This window comes from Marimonas lutisalis, from assembly GCF_005434965.1.
Classification (GTDB): domain Bacteria; phylum Pseudomonadota; class Alphaproteobacteria; order Rhodobacterales; family Rhodobacteraceae; genus Marimonas_A; species Marimonas_A lutisalis.
On sequence record NZ_SKCI01000004.1, the window covers coordinates 153,107 to 173,684 of the forward strand.

A 20,578-nucleotide genomic window follows, 5' to 3' on the forward strand; every position below is an offset into this window, starting at 1 on the left:
AGACAGCGTGGCCCGCCTGCGAACCATCCGTCCCCGGTCAGAAGATCCTGCAATTCCCCGCTCTTTCTTGGCGAAAATACTCAATTGCCCAGCCTCTCCTCTGGCGCGCCGCCGGCGGTCAATGCGCTTGTCGCCCGCAGGTGTGGGGTGGGTGGGCGGGAACGCCTGCGGGCGGCAAGCGTGGTCTCAATAGGCGCGCGGCGTGCAGGTCATCTCGCTGATGCTCTCGCCCAGGCCGCGGTTCACGTAGGCATCCGCGATATCGCAGTCATAGACGATCCGGCCGGGCATCACCTCCATCGCCCGATCCTCCCTGCCGCAACTCAGCCTGGCAAAGAACTGCGCCTGGTCGCCATCCAGCCGGCGCACGGTGCAACCCGACACCTTCTCGATCGCCGCCACCGCGCGTGGCGCCACCGCCTCGGGGCGCGGCGCCCATTCCGCGTTCAGGCGGATTGCCTCCGCCTCGCGGCCCTTCACCCGGATGTCAAAGGCGCTCTGGCCCACGCTGATCCGCACCGGGGCGATCCCGGCAAAGCGGGGGTGCGGCGTGTTGCAGGCGGCCAGCCACACGCAAGCCAACAGGATCAAATGTCTCATCCCGCCAGCGTCGCGCGATCACGGTTAAGAAAGCGTTAAACAGGCCGCGACATTTCGTCAGTTTCAGATGCAACTTTTCTCTTTCATATTCCATTTATCGCATGTTATTTATATTCGGAAGTTGCTATATGAGATTCGAATCCGAAAGGACCCTGTGATGGCCACCGATGTAAAACGTCCCGCCGACAGCTATGCGCCGCTCTATTTCCTCGCCTCGCTGGGTGCGGGCGGCCTCAGCGTGACCTTCTTCATGTTCCTCTTTTTCTGGGTGCCCCATCCCGGCCAGCCCGTCCCGATCTTCGAGGACGTGATGGCGGCCTTCTCCAAAGGGGTCCTGCCGCAACAGATCGCCATCGCGATCGCCTGGATCGGTATCGCCGTCTTTGCCTTTCTGAACCTGAAATACCTGGCCTGGAACCTTTCCGCGCTCTCGGCGTTCAAAAAAACCGAGGCCTACGAAAAACTGCGCAATTCCAACGCCGAAACCACGCTTCTGGCCGGGCCGCTGGCCGCGGCGATGACGATCAACGCAATGTTCATCGTCGGCCTCACCTTCGTGCCGCAGCTCTGGACGATCGTCGAATATCTCTTCCCGCTGGCCATGGTCGCCTTCGGCCTAGTCGGTTTCTGGGCGCTCAAGATCATCGGCGATTTTCTCGGTCGCGTGCTGTCGCAGGGCGGCATCTTCGACGTCACCGCCCATAACAGCTTTGCCCAGCTGCTGCCTGCCTTCGCCCTGTCGATGGTCGGCGTGGGCTTTGCCGCCCCCGCCGCGATGAGCACTAATACCGTCACCGTCGGCGCTGCTCTGGTGATCTCCACCTTCTTCGCCGTGGCCGCCCTCATCTACACCGTCGTCGCCGCGATCACCGCATTCTCGTCGATGCTGCATTACGGCACGCATAAAGAGGCCGGCCCGACCCTGATGGTGATCGTGCCCATCGTCACCATCCTGTCAATCCTCTTCCTGCGTCAGAGCCACGGGCTGCACACCACCTTCGAAGTGCACGGCTCGGCCGGCGAAACCATGGTGTTCCTCGCCCAGATGATCGCGGTGCAGGTGGTCTTCCTGCTGCTTGGCCTCACCGTGCTGCGCCGCCAGGGCTATTTCACCGATTTCGTGATCGGCCCGAAAACCTCGCCCGGCTCCTACGCGCTGGTCTGCCCCGGCGTGGCCTTTGCGGTGCTGATGCAGTTCTTCATCAACAAAGGCCTCGTTGGCGCCGGCGTGCTCACCAAGTTCAGCACAGGCTACTGGGCGCTGACCGCAATCGCACTGGCCAGCCAGGCCCTGATGATCGTCCTCGTGATCCGCCTGAACCGCCAGCATTTCGGCAAACCCGCCGCGCCCGCCGCGGTGCCCGCAGAATAACCACCACTCACCACCCCCCCGGGCCGCGACCTCCCTTGCGGCCCGGCACTCGGGCGGGCAGCCCTTTCCTCCTTGAGCTGCCCGCCCCTATTTCCCACCTCCCCGAAATCGCCCTTGCGCCCGCGCCCCCACTTGCCCACATTCAGGTCAGGGCAAGGGAGACGCGCATGACCACCGACAGCGAACGCCACGCGCAGAAGATGGCCAAGAAGAAGGCCGCGCGCGACAAGATCATGGCCACCAAAACCGACGAGAAGGGCCTGATCATCGTCCATACCGGCAAGGGCAAAGGCAAAAGCTCGGCTGCCTTCGGCATGATCTTCCGCTGCATCGCCCATGACATGCCCTGCGCCGTGGTGCAGTTCATCAAGGGCGGGATGAGCACCGGCGAACGCGACCTGATCACCCGGCATTTTTCCGACAAATGCGCCTTCCACACCATGGGCGAAGGCTTCACCTGGGAAACCCAGGACCGCGACCGCGATGTCGAAATGGCCCGCGCCGCTTGGGAAAAGTCGAAAGAGCTGATCCGCGACCCGAAAAACCGCATGGTGCTGCTCGACGAAATCAACATCGCGCTGCGCTACGATTACATCCCGATCGACGAGGTGGTCGATTTCCTCGTCAATGAAAAGCCCGAGATGACCCATGTCGTCCTCACCGGCCGCAACGCCAAGGACGAACTGATCGAGGTCGCCGACCTGGTGACCGAGATGGAGTTGGTCAAGCACCCGTTCCGCTCGGGCATCAAGGCGCAGATCGGCGTGGAATTCTGAAAAACTTCAGGGCCTTACCGCCAGAACGGCCAAGCGGCGAACCGCCGCTGCTGGTGTTCTGCGAGAGAATCAATTGTCCGACATTTGATTCTGTGCGACATTCCGCCACAGGCGCATTCACGTATTTCGTCACTTCGCGCGTCTTCAAGGGAGGAATTTCATCATGAATCTACGACCGGACCCCACATTTCACGCCACCCCGAAACTGGCGATGGAGGCCCCGGCGGAAACGCTGGCCTTCACCCTGATGCTCAGCCCCGACGGCAGCCAGCCCGACGGGCTCGCCGTGGTCGATGTCGACCCCAAGTCCAAGACCTACGGCCAGATCGTGCACCAGGTGATCATGCCCAACACAGGTGATGAGTTTCATCATTTCGGCTGGAACGCCTGCTCCTCGGCGCTCTCGCCGCTCACCGGGCACGCGTTCCTTGAACGCCGCTACCTGATTATCCCAGGTATCCGGTCCTCGCGGATCTACGTGATCGACGTCAAGGAACCGCTCAAGGCCAAGATCCACAAGATCATCGAACCCGAAGAAGTGTTCGCCAAGACCGGCTATTCGCGCCCGCACACCATCCATTGCGGCCCCGAAGGCATCTATGTCTCGACCCTGGGCGGCGGCGGCGCAGACGGCACCGACGGACCGCCGGGCATCTTCATCATGGATTGTGAAACCTTCGAGATCCTAGGCCGCTATGAAATGGATCGCGGCCAACAGGACAAGCACTACGATTTCTGGTGGAACCTGCCGCGCGACTACATGGTCAGCTCGGAATGGGGCCTGCCGCCGCAATTCGAAAACGGCATCGTCCCCGAGGACCTGCTGTCGAACAAGTACGGCCACAAGATCCATTTCTGGAACCTGCGCGAGCGCCGCAACGTGCAGACCATCGACCTGGGCGAAAACCACCAGATGGCACTGGAAATCCGCCCCGCCCATGACCCGTCCAAGGATTACGGCTTCTGCGGCGTGGTGGTCGACACCACCAACCTGCAGGGCGCGATCTTCACCTGGTGGCAGAAGGACGACGGCACCTTCGAGGCGAAAAAGACCCTCACCATCGACCCGCGCCCGGAAAAGCCCGAGAACCTGCCGCCGCTGCTGCAGGGGTTCGAGGCGGTGCCGCCGCTGGTCACCGATATCGACCTCAGCCTCGACGACAAATATCTCTACGTCGCCTGCTGGGGCATGGGCGAGATGCATCAATACGACGTGTCGGACCCGATGAACCCGAAACTGGCCGGCAAGGTCGAAATCGGCGGCATCGCCCGCGGCGCCAAACACCCCAACGGCAAGGATTTCGCCTATGGGCCGCAGATGGTGGAAATCAGCCGCGACGGCAAACGCGTCTACTGGACCAACTCGCTCTACTCCACCTGGGATGACCAGTTCTATCCCGGTGACGACGGCGGCCAGATGGTGATGGCCAACGTCGGCGAAAACGGCGGGCTTGAGCTCGACAAGGACTTCTACATCGAGTTCCCCAAGGGCTATCGCAGCCACCAGATCCGCCTCGAAGGCGGAGACTGTTCGACCGACAGCTTCTGCTACCCCTCCGTCTGAGCCGTGGCAGAGATGACAACGGCGGCGGCCCTGTGGTGGGCCGTCGTCGCCTCGGGGATCTATCACGGGGTCAATCCCGGCATGGGCTGGCCGCTGGCCGTGTCCGCCGCCCTGATGGAGCGGGACTACAGGAACCTCTACAAGGCGCTCACCGCGCTGGCCGCCGGTCACCTGCTGGCCATGGCGGCAATCCTGTTCCCCTTCACCGCGCTGCTGGTGCTGGCGGAATGGCAGACCCGGATCCAGGTCGGCGCCGCAATCCTGGTCATGGCGCTCGGGGTTTACCTTCTTATCAACCGCCGGCACCCGCGCTTCCTTGCCCGGGTCCCGCCGTCACGGCTGGCGCTGTGGTCGTTCCTCGCGGCGATGGCGCATGGCGCCGGGCTGATGCTGGTGCCGATCTACCTGGGCATCTGCCGCACGGTCGAAACCGATGCCGGCCACGCCGCAGCCGGCGACCTGATGGCCGGCAATGCCGGCACGGCCGTGACCGTCGCGCTGGCCCACACCGCCGCCATGACGCTTTCGGGCGGCGCGATCGCACTGGGCGTCTATCACTGGCTCGGCCTGAAGTTCCTGTCCAAGGGCTGGTTCAATCTCGATGTGGTCTGGGCGCTCAGCCTGATCGCGGTGGGGGGCATTTCCCTGCTCTCCCTGCATTGACGGCGACCTGAGGAACGGGCATCCAGACCGCGTTGCAGGAAAGGACGACACGATGCCCGAAACCCGCCTTCTGACAGAGATTGGCATGGGCACCTCGCTCAGGCGCCAGGATTATACCGAGGCCGCGCTGCGCGGCATCCGCGACGCGCTGTGGCGCAACTCGATCAACCTCGCCGAGCTGTTCGGCGCCCCGAAAGAGGCGATGATCCTCGATGTCGAGATTGGCGTGGCGCAGCCGGGTGCCGTCGATGTCGCCAAGGTCGCGGCGGCCTTCCCCTATGGCCAGCCACGGGTGAAGGTCACACAGGGCGGGCTCGATGTGCCGCGCCCGGACGCGGCGCCGAACGTGATCGCCACGGTGGCGATCTCGGTCTCGCTGGACCTGGAGCGCGCGCCATGACCGATCGTCGTTTCATCATCGAGATGGCCCAGGGCACCGACCTGCACGGCGGCGACTACACCAAGGCGGCGTTGCGCGCGGTGCGGGCGGCGCTGCAGGGCTCGTCACTGGCGCTGCTGGGGGGCGAGGGGATCGACCCGGCTGCCATGCGCGTGCAGGTCACCGTCGGCGTGCAAGACCCCAACGCCGTGGACCGCGCGGCGATTGCCGCGCTGCTGCCGGCGGGGCGGGTGACGGTGGACGTCATCCATGGCGGGCTGGATCATGCCGGGCCCCGAGGCGGCGCGCCGATCGTCATCGCCACCGCCGCGGTCGAGGCGTTCCTGCCGGACCATCCCGGCGGCTGGCGGGCCGCGACCTGAGACAAGAGGGTGCGCCGCGTGTGCCACGCGCCGCGGCGGGGCGGGGCCTCGGCTGACGCCCCGGCCCCGCTGAAACGTCTGCCACCGCTGCGATCCTCTTGGGGCGTTCGGCTGACCGCAAGGGCGCAATGAGTATTTTTGCCAAGAAAGAGCAGCCGAACGGTGCGCTAACCTTAATGCGCGTTAACCTCGAAGGCATTAGCCGGCAGCCGGATGTCAGCCGGGCGGTGCACGCAGATCACCCCCCGCATTTGGACCGTTCGGTGCTGTTAACCCGTCCCTTGCCGGCGTGCAAAAGCGGTCATATGATCTGACCAATTAACTGAATGGTGCCGCATGCCGTTTCATCCCGTTCACCCCGAGAAACTCTCGAGCGCCGTGGTGCGCCAAATCGAGCTTCTGATCCTGCGCGGCATCCTGCGCCCGGGTGAGCGCCTGCCCTCGGAGCGCGAGCTTTCCGAGAAACTGGGCGTGTCGCGCCCGTCGCTGCGCGAGGCCATCGGTGAGTTGCAGGAACGCGGACTTCTGACCTCGCGCGCAGGATCGGGGATTTACGTGGCCGAGGTGCTGGGCTCGGCTTTCTCGCCGGCGCTGGTGCGGCTTTTCGCGTCGCATGACGAAGCGGTCTTCGACTACGTCGCCTTTCGCCGCGACATGGAAGGGCTTGCCGCAGAGCGCGCCGCGCGCTTTGCTTCTGACACGGATCTGCGCGTGATTTCCAAGGCTTACCAGCGGATGGCCGACGCGCATGACAAGGGGGACGCCGCCCGCGAGGCCGAGGCGGATGCCGATTTTCACATGGCGATCATCGAGGCCAGTCATAACGTGATCATGCTGCACATGATGCGCTCGATGTACGAGCTCCTGCGCGAGGGCGTGTTCTATAACCGTGCCCAGATGTTCCGGCAGTCCACCTCGCGCGAGGAGTTGCTGGCCCAGCATGCGGCCATCAACGATGCGCTGCAGGCGCGCGATCCGAAAGCGGCGCGCGCGGCGGTCGAGGCGCATATGGATTACGTCGAGGGCGCGCTGGCCGCTCAGCAGAAAGCCGAACGCAACGAAGAGATCGCGCGCCAGCGGATCCAGCACGAACACGCGCGGTAAGAGTTTATCACCGCCCGGCGCGGCAAGCGGCCGGTTATATGTTTGCGGCAGGTTAGCCGGAGCCTATAGACGCGAAAAACCCGGGCATTCAGCCCGGGTTTCCCGATCTCACTGGACGCTATGCATCCGGAGTGTTCAGTGCAGCTTTGCTTCGACCTCGCTGATCGCATCGTCGATCAGCTTGTTGCCGTCCGCTGCCGTCATGTTTTTCGCGATCAGGTCCTGTGCCGCGCCAACGGCGATGGCGATGGCCTGGTCACGGACGTCCCTGACAGCCGAAGCCTGGGCGCTGGCGATCTGATCTTCGGCCGCGGCCAGACGGCGCGCGATCGATTTCTTCAGGTCTTCCTTGGCCTGCTCGGCGGCCAGTTCGGCTTCTTCGCGGGCATGCGCGATGATGCGTTCGGACTGTTCCGCCACTTCCTTCTGCTTGCGCTCATAGGAGGCCAGAACGCTCTGCGCCTCTTCGCGCAGCTTACGTGCCTCGTCCAGTTCTGCCTGGATGCCTTCGGCGCGCTTGTCCAGCATCCCGCTCAGCAGCCCGGGTACCTTCAGGTAGACCAGCACGGCGATGAACAGGAGAAACGCGATCAGCACCACGAAGTTGGTGTTCGCGAGCGAGAAAAACGGCCCCGACGCGGCCAGCGCGGGGCTGGCGGCGAAAAGGGCGATCATGGTTGCAAATGCGCGCATCTGATTACCCTTTCATCCGTTCATTGATGGCCGCGGTGATACTGCGGGCATCGGCCTTGCCGCCCATCGCCGCCACGATTTCCTTGGCGGTGTCCTTGGCGACATCCTTGACCGCTTCCAGCGCACCGGCGCGGATCTCGGAAATGGCCTTTTCGCTTTCGGCGGATTTCGCGGCGATCTCGGCGTCGGCCTTGGCAATCTCTGCATCCACTTCGGCCTGCATTTCGGCCTTGGCTTCGGCGATGATCCGGCCAGCTTCGGCACGGGCATCCGCCAGCGCCTTGTTATAGGCTTCTTCGGCCTCGACGGCCTTTTGCTTGAGCTCTTCGGCCGCTGCGATGTCGTTCGTGATCGTACCCTGCCGTTCGGCCAGCACGGAAGCGATCCGCGGCAGCGCGATTTTCGACAGGATGAAGAAGATCACCACCAGCGTGACGACCAGCCAGAAGATCTGGTTGCCCATCCAGTCGGGGCAGAGCTGCGGCATACCAATCGCGCCGCCATGCGAATCTACGCAGGAGCTGACCGGTGCGTGCGTCTCGGTTGCCATGTCGTCGTCCTCCTCGAACCGGGGTTACAACGGGTGGGTCATGCGTGATGACCCACCCGAGCGTAAGGATGGTCCGTAAGGTTTAGACGGCGAACATCAGCAGAAGCGCGACGAGGAACGAGAAGATCCCCAGGGCTTCCGAGAACGCGATACCGATGAACATGGTTGCGGTCTGGCCACCGGCCGCCGACGGGTTGCGCAGGGCACCCGACAGGAAGTTGCCAACCACGTGGCCCACACCAACAGCCGCGCCGCCCATGCCCGTGCATGCGAGGCCTGCGCCGATGTAAGCACCCATTTGTACGATGTCGCCTTCCATTTCGATTCTCCTTACGTTGGAATTGGCTAAAGTTGTTTGCCCTGATCAGTGGTGCGGATGCAGTGCATCCTTCAGATACACACAGGTCAGGATCGCGAAGACGTAGGCCTGAATGAAGGCCACGAGAAGTTCCAGTGCATAGATCGCGGTGATCGCGAGGATTGCGAAGGGCGAGATCGCCAGCAGCGCCGCGAAGGCCGCGAACACCTTGATCACCGCGTGGCCCGCCATCATGTTGCCGGCCAAACGAATGGAGTGGCTGACGGGGCGCACGAAGTAGGAAATGATCTCGATGATCGCCAGGATCGGGCGCAGCACCAGCGGCGCGCTCGAAATCCAGAACAGGCTCAGGAAGCCGAAACCGTTCTTCCAGAAGCCGATGATCGTCACGCTCAGGAACACCGCCACGGCCATCACCGCCGTCACCGCGATATGGCTGGTGGTGGTGAAGGCCATCGGAATCAGGCCCAGCATGTTCGCCATCAGGATGAACATGAACAGCGTCATGATATAGGGGAAGTAGCGCAGGCCATCCTTGCCGGCGACATCCTCGACCATCTTGTAGACAAAGCCATAGGCCAGTTCGGCGATCGACTGACTGCGGCTCGGGACGATCGCCCGGCGCGAGGTGCCGACAACCAGCAGCAGCAGGATCGCCACGACCGAGAGCGCCATCCACAGCGTCACGTTGGTGATCGTGAACATGCCCACCGGACCATCGCCAAACAGAGGTTTGACAATGAACTGGTCCATCGGGTGAAAGACCAGGCTAGAGCCTTCTGCAGCGGCTTCGGTGGAATGCGTCTCGGTTGCCACGTCTTACGTCCTCTCGTCTTCATCGGCCCGCGCCTGGGCCGCGTTTTGCTCCTGGAACTCCTTGGCCGTCCGCATCATCGTGCGCACCCCGGCGACAAAGCCCAGCAATGTGAACGGCACAAGAAAGATCGGGAGCGTCCCGAACAGGCTGTCCAGCCCGTATCCCATGCCAAAGCCGATCAGCAGACCGGCGACCAATTCGATCACCATTCGCCAGCCCTGCTGGGCCTGGGAATAGTGTTCGTCCTGATGGCGTTTTTCCGGTGCGCCGGCGGCTTTCGCCGCTTCGATCCGTGCTTCCAGCTCCGCCAAACGCTGCTTCTGGTCAGGATCGGTCACGCGGAATGCCCCCATCGGACGATTGCGCCTTTGCTAGGGGCGCGGCGCTACAGAGTCAAGCGCCGCGAAGCGCCCCCAGCAAACCATTCAAGCATATGATTTGTAAACGATTTTTCGCAGAAAAATCGAAGCAGCACAAAGCGTCGCAGCCGCCGTTAGCGCTGACTCCGGCGAAAACGCATATTCAACCAAATGGTTGACGAATGCGCCCGCCTTCGACAAACCGCTGGACATGAGCGACACGCTGGATGCCACCTTTGCCGCGCTGGCCGATCCTACCCGCCGGGCGATCCTGACCATGCTTCTCGAAGATGACATGGCCGTCACCGACGTGGCCGAACCGTTCGAGATGTCGCTCGCGGCGATCTCAAAGCACCTCACCATCCTCACCCGCGCCGGTCTCATCAGCCAGGAAAAGCGCGGCCGCGTGAAATGGTGCAAGCTCGAGCCCGACGCGCTGCGCGCGGCCAGCGTCTGGATGCAGGGTTTCGGCCAGTTCGAGCCGGTCAACCTCGACGCGTTCGAACGCTTCCTCGAAACCGAACTGTCGCAACCAGGCGACGAGGCCTGAACGTGCTGCCCCTGCCCCCGGCCACGCTGCAAGGGTTTGCCAATGCCATCGTCACTCCGGTTGGTGACGGGCGTGATCTGCCCTGCGGCATCTTCGGCGCCGACGGCCGTTTCGCACCGGCATCGCGCACCGCCCTGTCAGGCCAGCGTTTCACCGGCACGCCGGTTCTGCCGCACGCCGACACGGTGCAGGACCTGCCGGGCCGTTATCTCTACGGCGGGCTGGCCCGGGTGCATTTCGGCCATTTCCTGGTCGAAACCATCACCCGCCTCTGGGCCCTGGCCCACCTCGATACACCGCCCGATGCGGTGCTGTTCCTGCCCATGCCGGGCCGCGTGCTACGCCGCAGTCTCGAAAACCGTCTGCGTCCTCTGGTCTCGGCCATTATCGGCGATGTGCCCTACAGGCAGGTCGATACTCCCCTGCGCGTGCAAGAGCTGATCCTGCCCACACAGGGCGTGGGACATCTTCGCTTGAGCACCGGCACCCCGGAATACCGCGCCTTCACCCGCACCCGGCTCGAAGCGCGGTTCGCCCCCGAAGGCCCCGAACGCCTGTATGTCTCGCGCTCGCGGCTTGAGGGCGAGGAAAAGCGCTTTGACCGCGAACCCGAGGTGGAAGAGGCAATGGCCGACGCGGACTATGACATCTTCCACCCGCAGGAGCACCCCCTCGACATCCAGATCGCGTGCTACCGCGCCGCGCGGGTGATCGTGGGCGCCGACAGTTCGGCCTTTCACCTCGCAGCGCTGGTGATGGCCCCCGGCACGCGCGTCGGCCTGATCAAGCGCCGCCATCGCAACGCGGTCTTCCGCGCGATCCGCCGCCAGGTCGAGGCGTTCTCGCAGGTCGATCTCGTGGCGTTCGACCCGCTGCTGCCACAGAAAAAATCTGCCGCCTTCGCCCCGGTTGACCTGCCCGCGCTGCTCGCATCGCTGAAAACCGAAGGTTTCCTCTGAGGCTCAGCGCCCCTCGTCCTTGAGCAGGATCAGCAGCGCCACGACGGTCAGCACCACGCCCCCCAGCACCAGAACCTGCGGCACATCGTGTCCCAGCATGACTTCCCAGACGATCACCCAGCTGGGCGTCAGGTAGGTATAGGCCATCACCTTGGCCGAGGGCAGGCGCAGCGTGGCGAACTGCAGCAGAACGAAAGTCACCGCGCTGGCAAAAATCGCCACGTAGATCAGAGTGATCCACACGATCCCGGGCAGCGCGGCCCAGTCGGTGGCCATGATATCGCGCCAGCCATAGGCCGTGACCACGATGCAGCCCGCGACCAGCATGCCGAAGGTGAACACCACCGGCGCCTCGCCCCGGTTCAGGAACCGCACCAGCGGCGTATAGACGGCATGCGCCACGCAGCCCCAGAAATAAATCATCTCGCCCCGGCCCACCTCGAAGGCGCGCAGGGCAGAAAGGTCGGCGCGAAAGATCACCCACAGCGCCCCCGCCGCCCCCACGCTCAGCCCCAGCGCCATGCGCGGCGTGGTGATCTGGCGCATCAGGATGTATCCGATCGCCGCCGACATCACCGGCGTCAGGGTAAAGACCGCCGCCGCCGAAACCGGCGCAGCGGTCTTCAGCCCTTCGAACATCAGCACGAAATAGGCGCCGAAAGTGCCGCCCAGCAGCAGGTAACGCCACGGCGCCCGGGCCGCGCTGCGCGGCAGGCCGGTCGTGGCCAGTGCCGCCGTTCCGACCAGCACCGCCGCGATCAGAAAGCGCGGCGCGTTCAGCGCGGCGGGCGCGATATGCGGCGCGGCCATCACGCCCAGCGAAAACGATCCCGCCACCAGCGCCGAAAAGGCCAGCATGGCCAGATGTCCGGCCTGTGCGCGTGTCACTTGCGTGCGCCCTCGCCCAGCGCGGCTTTGAGCGCGGTCAGGAAAGCCTGCACCTTTACCGTCCGGTGCAGGTCCATATGGGTCACGATCCACAGCGGGATCGACCAGCTCTCGCGCGGCTCCATCACCTCGACCAGTTCGGGAAACTGCCCGGCATCCGTGCGCGCCAGAAACCCGATGCCCGCACCGGCGCGCACCGCCTCTTCCTGCGCGCGGAAATCATCGGCCCGGAACACGATCCGGTCTTCGGGCACATGCTGACGCAGCCAGACGGCAAAAGGCGCGCGCGATTCCATGTCGTCAGTGCTGACGAACACATGATCCTTCAGCGCTTCCGGCGCAGCGGGCGCACCGTGACGCTCGACATAACTCTCACTGGCGTAAAGCCCGATCGCCTGATCCGTCAGTTTCTGCACCACGTTGTCGGGCTCGCCCGGTGCCTCGGCACCGGCGCGGATGGCGACATGGGCCTCGCCATATTCCAGCCGGAACAAACGCTCGCTCGCCTTCAGCCGCACCACGAGCCCGGGATGCGCACGCTGGAACTCGGTCAGGACCGGAGCCACCACCCGGCTGAACTCGGCCAGCACCGTCACCACCAATTCACCCGTCACCTCGTTGCCGCGGCCCTTGATCCGGCCGGCCAGTTGCTGGAACTGGTCGTCGGTGGTGCGCGCCACCCGCAGCAGGTCCTCGCCCGCCTCGGTCGGGGTATAGCCGCGGGCGTGGCGCTGGAACAGTTTCACTCCCAGCCGCGCTTCCAGCGCGTCGATATGCCGGATCACCGTGGCATGATGCACGCCCAGAACCTCGGCCGCGCCGCTGACCGTGCCCAGCCGCGCCACCTGGTAGGCGGTTCGAACTTCGTCCCAATGATCCATGCCACCCTCTGTGCGCTGACAAACGATTTTCTGAAACCCTGCCACACTTGTTGAAAAATGCAAATGGAACCCTCGCGCAAGACACCATAAGCTTCAATCATGAAAATCAAGACCGACACACCTGACCTGCTGATCGTCGAAGACACCCCCTGGCTCTTCGCGATCATGGTCACGATCATGACACTGGTCTTCATTGGTATCGGCATGGGCCTCGTCTTCTCGGGCGAATGGATGGGGCTGTTCTTCGCCGTTATCGGCGGCGGCCTTGGCCTTCTGTTCTTCTTCCTGATCGTGCGCCGGGTCCAGGTCGTCTTCTACCGCCCCGAAGGCTGGGTCGAGATCCGCCGCGCGAACGTGCTGCGCCGGGCCACGGTGCGCCACCAGCTCGACGAAGTCTCGCGCGCCATCGTCCAGCGCACATCGGGCGACAGCGGCGATCTGCATCGTGTCACGCTGGAAATCGACCACGGCGAAAGCGCCGGGCAACACCCGCTGACCATGGCCTATTCCAACACCGGCGATCACCACGGCGTCGCCCGTGCGATCAACGATTGGCTTTCCGCCCGATAAACCGCGCCACCAGGTCGGTGTCGCGCCCGCCTGCACGCTCCCATTCCCGGTCCAGCGCCGCGCGCTCGGCCTCGACAATCCGCTCCAGTCCGCGCAGGCGCTCACCCTGCCCCCGCATGTGATCCATCAACCGGTGGGAGTGGATGATCGTCGGGATCGCATCCTCGGGCTCCCACGCATCCAGCACCGTCAGACGCCGCAGGTTGAACTCGGGCGGCAGCACGTAGAACCGCATATCGCTCTGCCACAGCATGTCCTTCAGGATCAGCTGGTCACGCGTCACGCCCGCCTCGGCAAACCGTCTGGCCCACTCGGTCAGAAAGGCCAGCACCCGCTCGCTTCGCCGATACAGCACCACGCCGGAATTCAGCTGGGGAAAGGCATAGGGCGTGGCGTGTTCGTGGCCTTGCCGGATCAGGTCGCTGGCACGGCGCACGTCATGGGCCAGCGCCATCTCGAAACGCTCCAGCAGGTCAAACAGATCGCCCGGCGGCGCGGTGACCAGCGTGTCGCAATCCAGATACAGGGTGCGGTCGAACCGCGTACGGGCCATGCACTCGAGCTTCGAGCGCCGATGCGGATTCGAAATTCCGTGCACTTGATCGAACAGGCCGCCGGGCACGTCCTCCCGGCGGTCGGTGAACAGATCGATTGGCACCTCTGGCTCGACCGCCCGCAGCGACCGGGCAGACTGAACCGCAAGATCGAGGTAATCGGCCCCCGTCGCCACATAGATCACGCCATGCAACGCGCGCCCGGGCGTCATTCGCCGCCCCTGTCCCGACGCAGCAGGCCCTTCATCCTGTCCAGCGCGCCCCTGACCTTGCTGTCGGTCTCTTTTGCCGCGTCAACCGCCTCGGGCGTGGTCGCGCCGTTGACCAGTTGGCTGGCGATGACGTCCCAGAACCCGCTCAGATCGCCCGACCGCGCCATCGCGATATCATTCTGGTTCAGCCGCAGGCGATAGTGGAATTCCGCATCGCCGTCCCGTGCCGCAACCAGCCTGCCAAATCCTGCCGCCAATGCCTTCTCGCGCAACCCGGCCTCGTCCGGCACGGCCACCTCGATCCCTTCGAAAAGAAACCGCCAATCCATCTCGATCCAGTCCTCCGACAGGCTCCAGCGGTCCTCGACAATCGCCGACATGCGCCCCTCCCTCAGCCATGTCATCGGCGCCCGGGGAACGACGGCCGCCAGCTTCGCCACGTCGACTTCCTCGAACCTCCAAAAGGTCTCGCGCCCATATTCCGTCACCTCGCGCGTCTCGACAGACAGCGATTGCCCGGCAACCCGCGCCTGCATGTTCGACCGGAACAAAAGGTCGAACAGCGCCGACCGGCTGCGGAACGGAGCAACCCGGGCCTGCGTGATCGCAAAGGGATAGGCCGCACCCGTGCGCGGCCGCACCTCCAGCGCCACGTCTTCAACCATGATATCGTCGGCGTGGAAGGCCCGCCCGGATCTCTTACCACCGTCGGGCTTGTCCTTCTCCCGCGCCGGCGGGGTCACGAAGCCGCGCACCCCGATCACCTCGGCGCTTTCGATCTCGGGCTCGCCCAGCAGACTTGTCAGAACAACATCCAGCGCCACGCGCTCGGCCTGGATGTCGAATGCCAGCCCCTCTTCGGCGCTGCGCCGCATATGTATGCCTTCCAGCGAAACCTGCCCCCAGAGCAGGTTTCCCGCGCTGCGCTCATAGCGGATTTCAACCCCGGTCTTCGCCTCCGCCCGGCTCAACCCGTATCGAAGGATCGGATCGAAAAAGAGATAGCTGGCTGCCAAACCGGCAAGCCCGACCGCAAGAAGAACGCCGGCACTCCAATGCAGCAGCTTGCGCGGGACCAGCGGCTTGCGCGGTGCGGCCTGTTTCTTCGGGGTTGGGCCGCGCCGCGATCCGCGCAGGGCATCGATTACCCCGACCAGCAATGCGACCACGGCGAAGACCAGTTCCGCCAGTATGCTGATCATCGCACCGGCCAGGGCGGCCAGCGGCACAAGGCAAATCTCGATCAACGGAGCGAGAAGGATAAGAAGCGCTTCCACGAACGGTCTCCCGGGCCCAACATACGCCTCGCACTCTAACGGCCCGCCGGCAGCGGTCAAACCCCGCGCTTGACTCCATGGCCCTATCGCCCTAAACGCGCACAAGATTTCCGGAAGTTCACAGGCTTCCGGTCCCATGGGCATTGGCCCGGGATCGCCCTCCGTCAGCGCGTTGCGCCCACGGGGGCATTTGTGCATTCGCCGCTGCGCCCCCATCTAAGGTGCAGCAAACGACAACAGGTCAAGGAGGCCATGATGTTTGAAAATCTGTCCGAACGCCTCTCCGGCGTCTTTGACCGCCTGACGAAACAGGGCGCGCTCTCCGAAGACGACGTGAAAACCGCCCTGCGCGAAGTGCGCGTCGCCCTGCTCGAGGCCGACGTGTCGCTGCCCGTGGCACGCGAATTCGTCAAGAAAGTGCAGGAACAGGCCACCGGCCAGGCAGTGACGAAATCGGTCACCCCGGGCCAGCAGGTCGTCAAGATCGTGCATGACGCGCTGGTCGACACGCTCACCGGCGAGGAAGACCCCGGCAAGCTCAAGATCGACAACCCGCCCGCGCCCATCCTGATGGTCGGCCTTCAGGGCGGCGGTAAAACCACGACCACCGCGAAACTCGCCAAGCGCCTGAAAGAGCGCGACGGCAAGAAGGTGCTGATGGCCTCGCTCGACGTCTATCGCCCCGCGGCCATGGATCAGCTCGCGATCCTCGGCACCCAGATCGGTGTCGATACCCTGCCCATCGTTCCCGGCCAGAAGCCCGTCGACATCGCCAAGCGCGCCAAGCAGCAGGCGACGATGGGCGGCTTTGACGTCTACATGCTCGATACCGCCGGCCGTCTGCATATCGACGAAACCCTCATGCAAGAGGTCGAAGACGTCCGCAACGTGGTCGAGCCGCGCGAAACCCTGCTGGTGGTCGACGGCCTGACCGGTCAGGTCGCCGTCGAAGTGGCCGAGGAATTCGATGCCAAGATCGGCATCTCGGGCGTCGTGCTTACCCGGATGGATGGCGACGGCCGCGGCGGCGCCGCGCTCTCGATGCGCGCGGTGACGGGCAAGCCCATCCGCTTCGTCGGCCTTGGCGAAAAGATGGACGCGCTCGAAACCTTCGAGCCCGACCGCATCGCCGGCCGTATTCTCGGCATGGGCGACATCGTCAGCCTTGTCGAAAAGGCCCAGGAAACCATCGAGGCCGAACAGGCCGAACGCATGATGAAACGGTTCCAGAAGGGCCGCTTCAACATGAACGATCTGAAAATGCAGCTCGAACAGATGATGAAGATGGGCGGCATGGAAGGGATCATGGGCATGATGCCCGGCATGGGCAAGATGGCCAAGCAGGTCGAAGAGGCCGGCTTCGACGACAAGATCATCCGCCAGCAGATCGCGCTGATCCAGTCGATGACCAAGATCGAACGCGCCAACCCCCAGATCCTTCAGGCCAGCCGCAAGAAACGCATCGCCGCCGGTGCCGGGCTTGACGTCAGCGACCTCAACAAGCTGCTGAAGATGCAGCGCCAGATGTCGGACATGATGAAGAAGATGGGCAAAGGCGGCATGCTGAAACAAGCCATGAAAGGCATGTTCGGCAAGGGCGGCCTGCCCGAGGACATGGCCCAGGGCATGGATCCCAAGGCACTCGAACAGGCGGCCAAACAGCTCGGCAAGGGCGGTGGCCTGCCCGGCCTTGGCGGCGGCATGCAACTGCCTTCGGGTCTCAGCGGGCTGGGCAAGAAGAAGTAACCCACTTGAGCGCCCAGTTCACCATACCCTCGCTCGAAACCGAGCGCCTGATCCTGCGGGAGCCCCGCGAGGCCGATTTCGCGTATGAGCGCGCGTTTTTTGCCTCCGACGCATCCCGCTTTGTCGGCGGGCCGCTGCCCGCGCATCGCGCCTGGCGCACGCTGGCGATGGTGGTTGGGCACTGGGCCTTCCGCGGCTTCGGCCTCTGGGGGGTCGAGGACAAGGCGACCGGCACCTATCTGGGCCGCGTGGGCCTGTGGTTTCCCGAAGGCTGGGCCGAGCGCGAAATCGGCTGGACGCTGATGCCCCACGCCTGGGGCAAGGGCTATGCGACCGAGGCCGCGATTGCCGCCCGCGCCCATGCCTATGACGTTCTGGGCTGGGACACTGCGGTTTCGCTGATCGCCCCGGAAAACGACGCATCCAAGGCCGTCGCCCGCCGCCTTGGCGCCACGCTCGAACGCATGCACGACGATCCCGAATACGGGCCCGTTGAAATCTGGCGCCACCTCGCGCCGGCCGATATCGAAAACGGCGGCATGGAGGCTTACGCATGATGGATACCGCGCGCATCTCGGTCCACACCGAAAACATCCCCGTTCTCGAAACCCGCCGCCTGGTCCTGCGCGGACCCGAGGCCGAGGATTATCCGGATTTCAAGGCCACCTTCAGCTCCTATCGCGCCCGCTTCATGGGCGGGCCGCTCAATGCCTACGAGGCCTGGATGCTTTACGCCGCCGAGATCGGGCACTGGAACATCCGCGGCTATGGCATGTGGATGATCCACCTGAAAGATACCGATGAAACCGTCGGCATGGCCGGCGGCTGGATGCCCGCCAAATGGCCCGAACGCGAGATCGCCTGGATCATCTGGCCCGACCAGGCCGGCCACGGCTACGCGCTCGAAGCGACCAACGCCGCACGCAACTATTTCTACTACACGCAGGGCTGGGAAGGCGCGGTCAGCTATATCGACCCCAAGAACCTCGACTCGATCCGCCTGGCCGAACGCCTTGGCGCGAAGAAGGACCCGGAAGCACCCACCATCGACGGCACCGACGCCGTCTATCGCCACCCGGCACCGGGCACGCTCAAGGGCAGCCAGCTCGAACACGGCATCGAGATGGAAATCGCGCACTACGCCGATCCCCTTTTCAAACCGAAAGGATGGGCCATTGACTGATGCAGTTGAACGCGCCGCCGCGCTCCTGAAAGAGCACCGCGCCAGCATCGACCGGCTCGATGCCATCCTCGTCTACACCCTGGGCGAGCGGTTCAAACACACCCAGGCCGTGGGCAAGCTCAAGGCCGAGCACGACCTTCCCCCGTCCGATCCCACGCGCGAGGCGCAACAGATCGCACGGCTCGAAGACCTGGCGAAAGAGGCCGACCTCGACCCCGAATTCGCCAAGAAGTTCCTCAACTTCATCATCGCTGAAGTGATCCAGCACCACAGAAAGCACCAGAGTTAACCCGAAACGTCGGGTGCGCGCCTGCGCACCCCACCCAAAGCCACGAACAGGAGATTACACCATGGCTATGAAAATCCGGCTCGCCCGCGGCGGCTCGAAAAAACGTCCCTTCTACCGCATCGTCGCGGCCGACTCGCGCATGCCGCGCGATGGCCGCTTCATCGAGAAGCTGGGCACCTACAACCCGCTCCTGCCGAAAGACAGCGAAGAGCGCGTGAAAATGAACATGGAACGCGTGCAATACTGGCTCGACCAGGGCGCCCAGACCACCGACCGTGTGTCGCGCATGCTCGAAGCCGCCGGCGTGATCGAGAAGAAAGAGCGTTCGAACCCGAAGAAGGGCGAGCCGGGCAAAAAAGCACAGGATCGCGCCGAGGAGAAAGCCGCCAAGGCCGCCGCAGCCACCGAAGCTGCTGCCGCCCCGGTCGAAGAAGAAGCCCCGGCCGAGGAAGCACCCGCCGAAGAGGCCGCTGCCGAGGAAGCACAGGCCGAGTAATCGCGCCCTGTCCGCAGCTTGCGGCACATGCAATGCCGCCCGGGCCGGCCCCTGCCGGCCCGGGAACGTCCTTCACAACGGGGCAATCCCATGAGCGATCTCATCTGCGTCGGCGCCATCTCGGGCGCCTATGGGGTCCGAGGCGAGGTCCGGCTCAAGAGTTTCACAGCCGAGCCCGAGGCCATCGCCGATTACAGCCCGCTGTCCTCCGAGGACGGCGCGCAAAGTTTTACCGTCACGATCATCCGGCCGATCAAGGGCGGTTTCGCCGCCCGGCTGGGCGGCATCGCGACCAAGGAACAGGCCGATGCCCTGCGCGGCACGCGCCTTTTTGCGCGTCGCGATCAGCTGCCCTCGCTGCCCGATGACGAATTCTACCATGCCGACCTGATCGGCCTTCAGGTCTTCGACACCGGCGGGCACGAACTCGGCCGGGTGAAATCGGTGCAGAACCATGGTGCCGGCGACCTGCTGGAAATCCACGGACCGGGGCTCAAGTCCACCGTGCTCCTGCCCTTCACCCGCGACGCCGTGCCAACCGTCGACCTCACCGCCGGCCGTATCGTCGCTGATCCGCCCGACGGTCTTTTCCCCGAATGACACGCATCCTGATCCATGCCGGGTTCTACAAGACCGGCACTTCCAGCGTTCAGGCGTTCCTTGCGCAAAACCGGTCCGCCCTCGCCCCCTATTTCGATTTCTACGGGCCTGGCGATATCGGAAACAGCGGCCAATATGCCCGCGAATACGCCCAGCGCCCCTTTCCCTGGCGGCTTTACCGGTTCCGCCGGGCGCTGCGCCGCTTTCTCGCCGGTATCCCCGATCCGGCCTCCGGAACCGTTGTCATCAGCCGCGAGAACTACACCGGCGTCATGCCCGGTCACCGCGATTGGCGCGGGCGCCCGGTGATCGGATTTCCCGCGGCGGAAAAACTGCTTGCCACCCTGCTCGGCGAACTTCGCCACCGCTTCGGACCCGAGGCACAGATCGAGTTTCTGTTCACCACCCGTACCCGCGAGTCCTGGCTCAAAAGCGTGCACGGCCATCTCCTGCGCTCGATCCGGCTGACCGACGATCTCGATACCTTCATCGCCCGCTTTCCCGCAGGGTTTTCCCCCGCCGCCGAAGTTGCCCGCCTCGCACGGGTGTTCGCGCCGATCCCGGTACATGCCACGACGCTGGACGAGCTGATGAAACGCCGCGAAGGCCCCGCCGCCGCAGTTCTCGATATTGCCCGGGTACCGCAGGCACTGCGCGATAGCCTGCCCGATCCCCGTCCCGTCAACATCGGTCAGAGTGACGAGCTGCGCGCCCGCTTCCTCGAGTTGAACCGCAGCCGCCTCTCGCGCGCCGCCCTCAAGGCGGAAAAGGAAGCGCTCCTGCGCAATTCCTAG

The 20,578-nt window shown here is 64.3% G+C and carries 28 protein-coding genes; 18 read left to right on the top strand and 10 right to left on the bottom strand.

What is annotated here, in order from left to right; genetic code table 11:
• Positions 1–186: 186 nt before the first annotated feature.
• The gene (locus tag E0501_RS16590) at positions 187–600 is read right to left on the bottom strand and encodes a hypothetical protein (protein WP_193555912.1); all 414 of its coding nucleotides are present in this window, start codon (positions 598–600) and stop codon (positions 187–189) included.
• 157 nt (positions 601–757) lie between these two features.
• On the opposite strand from E0501_RS16590, the gene E0501_RS16595 reads away from it, so the two are divergent.
• The 8 genes from E0501_RS16595 (at position 758) to E0501_RS16630 (ending at position 6,841) form a co-directional block, all read left to right on the top strand.
• Entirely contained in the window at positions 758–1,972 is a 1,215-nt protein-coding gene (locus E0501_RS16595; RefSeq protein ID WP_137702522.1) for a TsoY family (seleno)protein, read from the top strand.
• A 167-nt stretch (positions 1,973–2,139) separates the two neighbouring features.
• Entirely contained in the window at positions 2,140–2,748 is a 609-nt protein-coding gene (gene cobO, locus E0501_RS16600) for a cob(I)yrinic acid a,c-diamide adenosyltransferase (protein WP_137702523.1), read from the top strand.
• A 163-nt stretch (positions 2,749–2,911) separates the two neighbouring features.
• Positions 2,912–4,312: a selenium-binding protein SBP56-related protein gene (locus E0501_RS16605; protein ID WP_137702524.1), complete on the top strand. Its 1,401-nt coding sequence runs from the start codon at positions 2,912–2,914 to the stop codon at positions 4,310–4,312.
• A 12-nt stretch (positions 4,313–4,324) separates the two neighbouring features.
• Entirely contained in the window at positions 4,325–4,975 is a 651-nt protein-coding gene (locus E0501_RS16610; protein WP_137702861.1) for a hypothetical protein, read from the top strand.
• A gap of 52 nt (positions 4,976–5,027) precedes the next feature.
• Positions 5,028–5,375 (top strand): Lin0512 family protein, encoded by a 348-nt coding sequence (locus E0501_RS16615; RefSeq protein WP_137702525.1) that lies wholly within the window; start codon positions 5,028–5,030, stop codon positions 5,373–5,375.
• Positions 5,372–5,737 carry a Lin0512 family protein gene (locus E0501_RS16620; RefSeq protein ID WP_137702526.1) on the top strand — a complete coding sequence of 122 codons (366 nt, stop codon included), beginning with the start codon at positions 5,372–5,374 and terminating at the stop codon, positions 5,735–5,737. The genes E0501_RS16615 and E0501_RS16620 overlap by 4 nt, the downstream gene beginning before the upstream one ends.
• A 128-nt stretch (positions 5,738–5,865) precedes the next feature.
• A complete protein-coding gene (locus E0501_RS16625) occupies positions 5,866–6,051 on the top strand; it encodes a hypothetical protein (protein WP_137702527.1) in 186 nt (61 codons plus the stop codon).
• A gap of 22 nt (positions 6,052–6,073) precedes the next feature.
• Positions 6,074–6,841 carry a FadR/GntR family transcriptional regulator gene (locus E0501_RS16630; protein WP_137702528.1) on the top strand — a complete coding sequence of 256 codons (768 nt, stop codon included), beginning with the start codon at positions 6,074–6,076 and terminating at the stop codon, positions 6,839–6,841.
• A gap of 135 nt (positions 6,842–6,976) precedes the next feature.
• On the opposite strand, the gene E0501_RS16635 is transcribed toward E0501_RS16630, so the two are convergent.
• The 5 genes from E0501_RS16635 to E0501_RS16655 all read right to left on the bottom strand — a co-directional run bounded on the left by E0501_RS16635 (position 6,977) and on the right by E0501_RS16655 (position 9,558).
• Positions 6,977–7,534, bottom strand: a complete 558-nt coding sequence (locus E0501_RS16635) for a F0F1 ATP synthase subunit B (RefSeq protein ID WP_137702529.1) — start codon at positions 7,532–7,534, stop codon at positions 6,977–6,979.
• Positions 7,535–7,538: 4 nt separating this feature from the next.
• Positions 7,539–8,084 (bottom strand): F0F1 ATP synthase subunit B', encoded by a 546-nt coding sequence (locus tag E0501_RS16640; RefSeq protein ID WP_137702530.1) that lies wholly within the window; start codon positions 8,082–8,084, stop codon positions 7,539–7,541.
• Positions 8,085–8,166: 82 nt separating this feature from the next.
• A complete protein-coding gene (locus E0501_RS16645; protein ID WP_106471144.1) occupies positions 8,167–8,403 on the bottom strand; it encodes a F0F1 ATP synthase subunit C in 237 nt (78 codons plus the stop codon).
• A 45-nt stretch (positions 8,404–8,448) separates the two neighbouring features.
• Positions 8,449–9,219 carry a F0F1 ATP synthase subunit A gene (locus E0501_RS16650; RefSeq protein WP_268888897.1) on the bottom strand — a complete coding sequence of 257 codons (771 nt, stop codon included), beginning with the start codon at positions 9,217–9,219 and terminating at the stop codon, positions 8,449–8,451.
• Between the two features lie 3 nt (positions 9,220–9,222).
• On the bottom strand, positions 9,223–9,558 hold the full coding sequence (locus E0501_RS16655) for an AtpZ/AtpI family protein (protein ID WP_137702531.1): 336 nt from the start codon (positions 9,556–9,558) through the stop codon (positions 9,223–9,225).
• A 232-nt stretch (positions 9,559–9,790) separates the two neighbouring features.
• Here E0501_RS16655 and E0501_RS16660 point away from each other — a divergent pair, with 232 nt between their 5' ends.
• Together E0501_RS16660 and E0501_RS16665 are read left to right on the top strand one after the other, a co-directional pair.
• Positions 9,791–10,129, top strand: coding sequence for an ArsR/SmtB family transcription factor (locus E0501_RS16660; RefSeq protein WP_137702532.1), 339 nt, complete (start codon positions 9,791–9,793; stop codon positions 10,127–10,129).
• A gap of 2 nt (positions 10,130–10,131) precedes the next feature.
• Entirely contained in the window at positions 10,132–11,088 is a 957-nt protein-coding gene (locus E0501_RS16665; protein ID WP_161594645.1) for a glycosyltransferase family 61 protein, read from the top strand.
• Between the two features lie 3 nt (positions 11,089–11,091).
• Here the strand turns inward: E0501_RS16665 and E0501_RS16670 are convergent, their stop codons facing one another.
• Positions 11,092–11,976, bottom strand: coding sequence for a DMT family transporter (locus E0501_RS16670; protein ID WP_235857886.1), 885 nt, complete (start codon positions 11,974–11,976; stop codon positions 11,092–11,094).
• Positions 11,973–12,857: a LysR family transcriptional regulator gene (locus E0501_RS16675; protein ID WP_137702534.1), complete on the bottom strand. Its 885-nt coding sequence runs from the start codon at positions 12,855–12,857 to the stop codon at positions 11,973–11,975. The genes E0501_RS16670 and E0501_RS16675 overlap by 4 nt, the downstream gene beginning before the upstream one ends.
• Before the next feature lie 99 nt (positions 12,858–12,956).
• Between E0501_RS16675 and E0501_RS16680 the strand changes: the two genes are divergently transcribed.
• Positions 12,957–13,427, top strand: a complete 471-nt coding sequence (locus E0501_RS16680; protein ID WP_137702535.1) for a hypothetical protein — start codon at positions 12,957–12,959, stop codon at positions 13,425–13,427.
• Here the strand turns inward: E0501_RS16680 and E0501_RS16685 are convergent.
• Both E0501_RS16685 and E0501_RS16690 read right to left on the bottom strand, forming a co-directional pair.
• Positions 13,402–14,193, bottom strand: a complete 792-nt coding sequence (locus tag E0501_RS16685; protein WP_137702536.1) for a glycosyltransferase family protein — start codon at positions 14,191–14,193, stop codon at positions 13,402–13,404. The two genes, E0501_RS16680 and E0501_RS16685, sit on opposite strands and share 26 nt — an antisense overlap.
• Positions 14,190–15,470 carry an AsmA family protein gene (locus E0501_RS16690; RefSeq protein WP_137702537.1) on the bottom strand — a complete coding sequence of 427 codons (1,281 nt, stop codon included), beginning with the start codon at positions 15,468–15,470 and terminating at the stop codon, positions 14,190–14,192. Before E0501_RS16690 ends, E0501_RS16685 begins: the two co-directional genes overlap by 4 nt.
• Before the next feature lie 255 nt (positions 15,471–15,725).
• Between E0501_RS16690 and ffh the strand changes: the two genes are divergently transcribed.
• The 7 genes from ffh (at position 15,726) to E0501_RS16725 (ending at position 20,578) form a co-directional block, all read left to right on the top strand.
• A complete protein-coding gene (gene ffh, locus E0501_RS16695) occupies positions 15,726–17,216 on the top strand; it encodes a signal recognition particle protein (RefSeq protein WP_137702538.1) in 1,491 nt (496 codons plus the stop codon).
• Between the two features lie 5 nt (positions 17,217–17,221).
• Positions 17,222–17,773, top strand: coding sequence for a GNAT family N-acetyltransferase (locus E0501_RS16700; protein WP_137702539.1), 552 nt, complete (start codon positions 17,222–17,224; stop codon positions 17,771–17,773).
• Positions 17,773–18,399, top strand: a complete 627-nt coding sequence (locus E0501_RS16705; RefSeq protein ID WP_137702864.1) for a GNAT family N-acetyltransferase — start codon at positions 17,773–17,775, stop codon at positions 18,397–18,399. The genes E0501_RS16700 and E0501_RS16705 overlap by 1 nt, the downstream gene beginning before the upstream one ends.
• A complete protein-coding gene (locus E0501_RS16710) occupies positions 18,392–18,688 on the top strand; it encodes a chorismate mutase (RefSeq protein ID WP_137702540.1) in 297 nt (98 codons plus the stop codon). Before E0501_RS16705 ends, E0501_RS16710 begins: the two co-directional genes overlap by 8 nt.
• A gap of 61 nt (positions 18,689–18,749) precedes the next feature.
• A complete protein-coding gene (rpsP, locus tag E0501_RS16715; RefSeq protein ID WP_137702541.1) occupies positions 18,750–19,184 on the top strand; it encodes a 30S ribosomal protein S16 in 435 nt (144 codons plus the stop codon).
• A gap of 90 nt (positions 19,185–19,274) precedes the next feature.
• The gene (rimM, locus tag E0501_RS16720) at positions 19,275–19,784 is read left to right on the top strand and encodes a ribosome maturation factor RimM (RefSeq protein WP_137702542.1); all 510 of its coding nucleotides are present in this window, start codon (positions 19,275–19,277) and stop codon (positions 19,782–19,784) included.
• Positions 19,781–20,578: a hypothetical protein gene (locus E0501_RS16725; RefSeq protein ID WP_137702543.1), complete on the top strand. Its 798-nt coding sequence runs from the start codon at positions 19,781–19,783 to the stop codon at positions 20,576–20,578. The genes rimM and E0501_RS16725 overlap by 4 nt, the downstream gene beginning before the upstream one ends.

Coding starts and splice junctions, on each gene's coding strand:
- E0501_RS16680 (WP_137702535.1), top strand. CDS start 12,957: ATGAAAATCAAGACCGACACACCTGACCTGCTGATCGTCGAAGACACC.
- E0501_RS16625 (WP_137702527.1), top strand. CDS start 5,866: ATGAGTATTTTTGCCAAGAAAGAGCAGCCGAACGGTGCGCTAACCTTA.
- E0501_RS16610 (WP_137702861.1), top strand. CDS start 4,325: ATGACAACGGCGGCGGCCCTGTGGTGGGCCGTCGTCGCCTCGGGGATC.
- E0501_RS16640 (WP_137702530.1), bottom strand. CDS start 8,084: ATGGCAACCGAGACGCACGCACCGGTCAGCTCCTGCGTAGATTCGCAT.
- E0501_RS16615 (WP_137702525.1), top strand. CDS start 5,028: ATGCCCGAAACCCGCCTTCTGACAGAGATTGGCATGGGCACCTCGCTC.
- E0501_RS16590 (WP_193555912.1), bottom strand. CDS start 600: ATGAGACATTTGATCCTGTTGGCTTGCGTGTGGCTGGCCGCCTGCAAC.
- cobO (WP_137702523.1), top strand. CDS start 2,140: ATGACCACCGACAGCGAACGCCACGCGCAGAAGATGGCCAAGAAGAAG.
- E0501_RS16635 (WP_137702529.1), bottom strand. CDS start 7,534: ATGCGCGCATTTGCAACCATGATCGCCCTTTTCGCCGCCAGCCCCGCG.
- E0501_RS16660 (WP_137702532.1), top strand. CDS start 9,791: ATGAGCGACACGCTGGATGCCACCTTTGCCGCGCTGGCCGATCCTACC.
- E0501_RS16675 (WP_137702534.1), bottom strand. CDS start 12,857: ATGGATCATTGGGACGAAGTTCGAACCGCCTACCAGGTGGCGCGGCTG.
- E0501_RS16645 (WP_106471144.1), bottom strand. CDS start 8,403: ATGGAAGGCGACATCGTACAAATGGGTGCTTACATCGGCGCAGGCCTC.
- E0501_RS16605 (WP_137702524.1), top strand. CDS start 2,912: ATGAATCTACGACCGGACCCCACATTTCACGCCACCCCGAAACTGGCG.
- ffh (WP_137702538.1), top strand. CDS start 15,726: ATGTTTGAAAATCTGTCCGAACGCCTCTCCGGCGTCTTTGACCGCCTG.
- E0501_RS16630 (WP_137702528.1), top strand. CDS start 6,074: ATGCCGTTTCATCCCGTTCACCCCGAGAAACTCTCGAGCGCCGTGGTG.
- E0501_RS16725 (WP_137702543.1), top strand. CDS start 19,781: ATGACACGCATCCTGATCCATGCCGGGTTCTACAAGACCGGCACTTCC.
- rpsP (WP_137702541.1), top strand. CDS start 18,750: ATGGCTATGAAAATCCGGCTCGCCCGCGGCGGCTCGAAAAAACGTCCC.
- E0501_RS16685 (WP_137702536.1), bottom strand. CDS start 14,193: ATGACGCCCGGGCGCGCGTTGCATGGCGTGATCTATGTGGCGACGGGG.
- E0501_RS16620 (WP_137702526.1), top strand. CDS start 5,372: ATGACCGATCGTCGTTTCATCATCGAGATGGCCCAGGGCACCGACCTG.
- E0501_RS16595 (WP_137702522.1), top strand. CDS start 758: ATGGCCACCGATGTAAAACGTCCCGCCGACAGCTATGCGCCGCTCTAT.
- rimM (WP_137702542.1), top strand. CDS start 19,275: ATGAGCGATCTCATCTGCGTCGGCGCCATCTCGGGCGCCTATGGGGTC.
- E0501_RS16705 (WP_137702864.1), top strand. CDS start 17,773: ATGGATACCGCGCGCATCTCGGTCCACACCGAAAACATCCCCGTTCTC.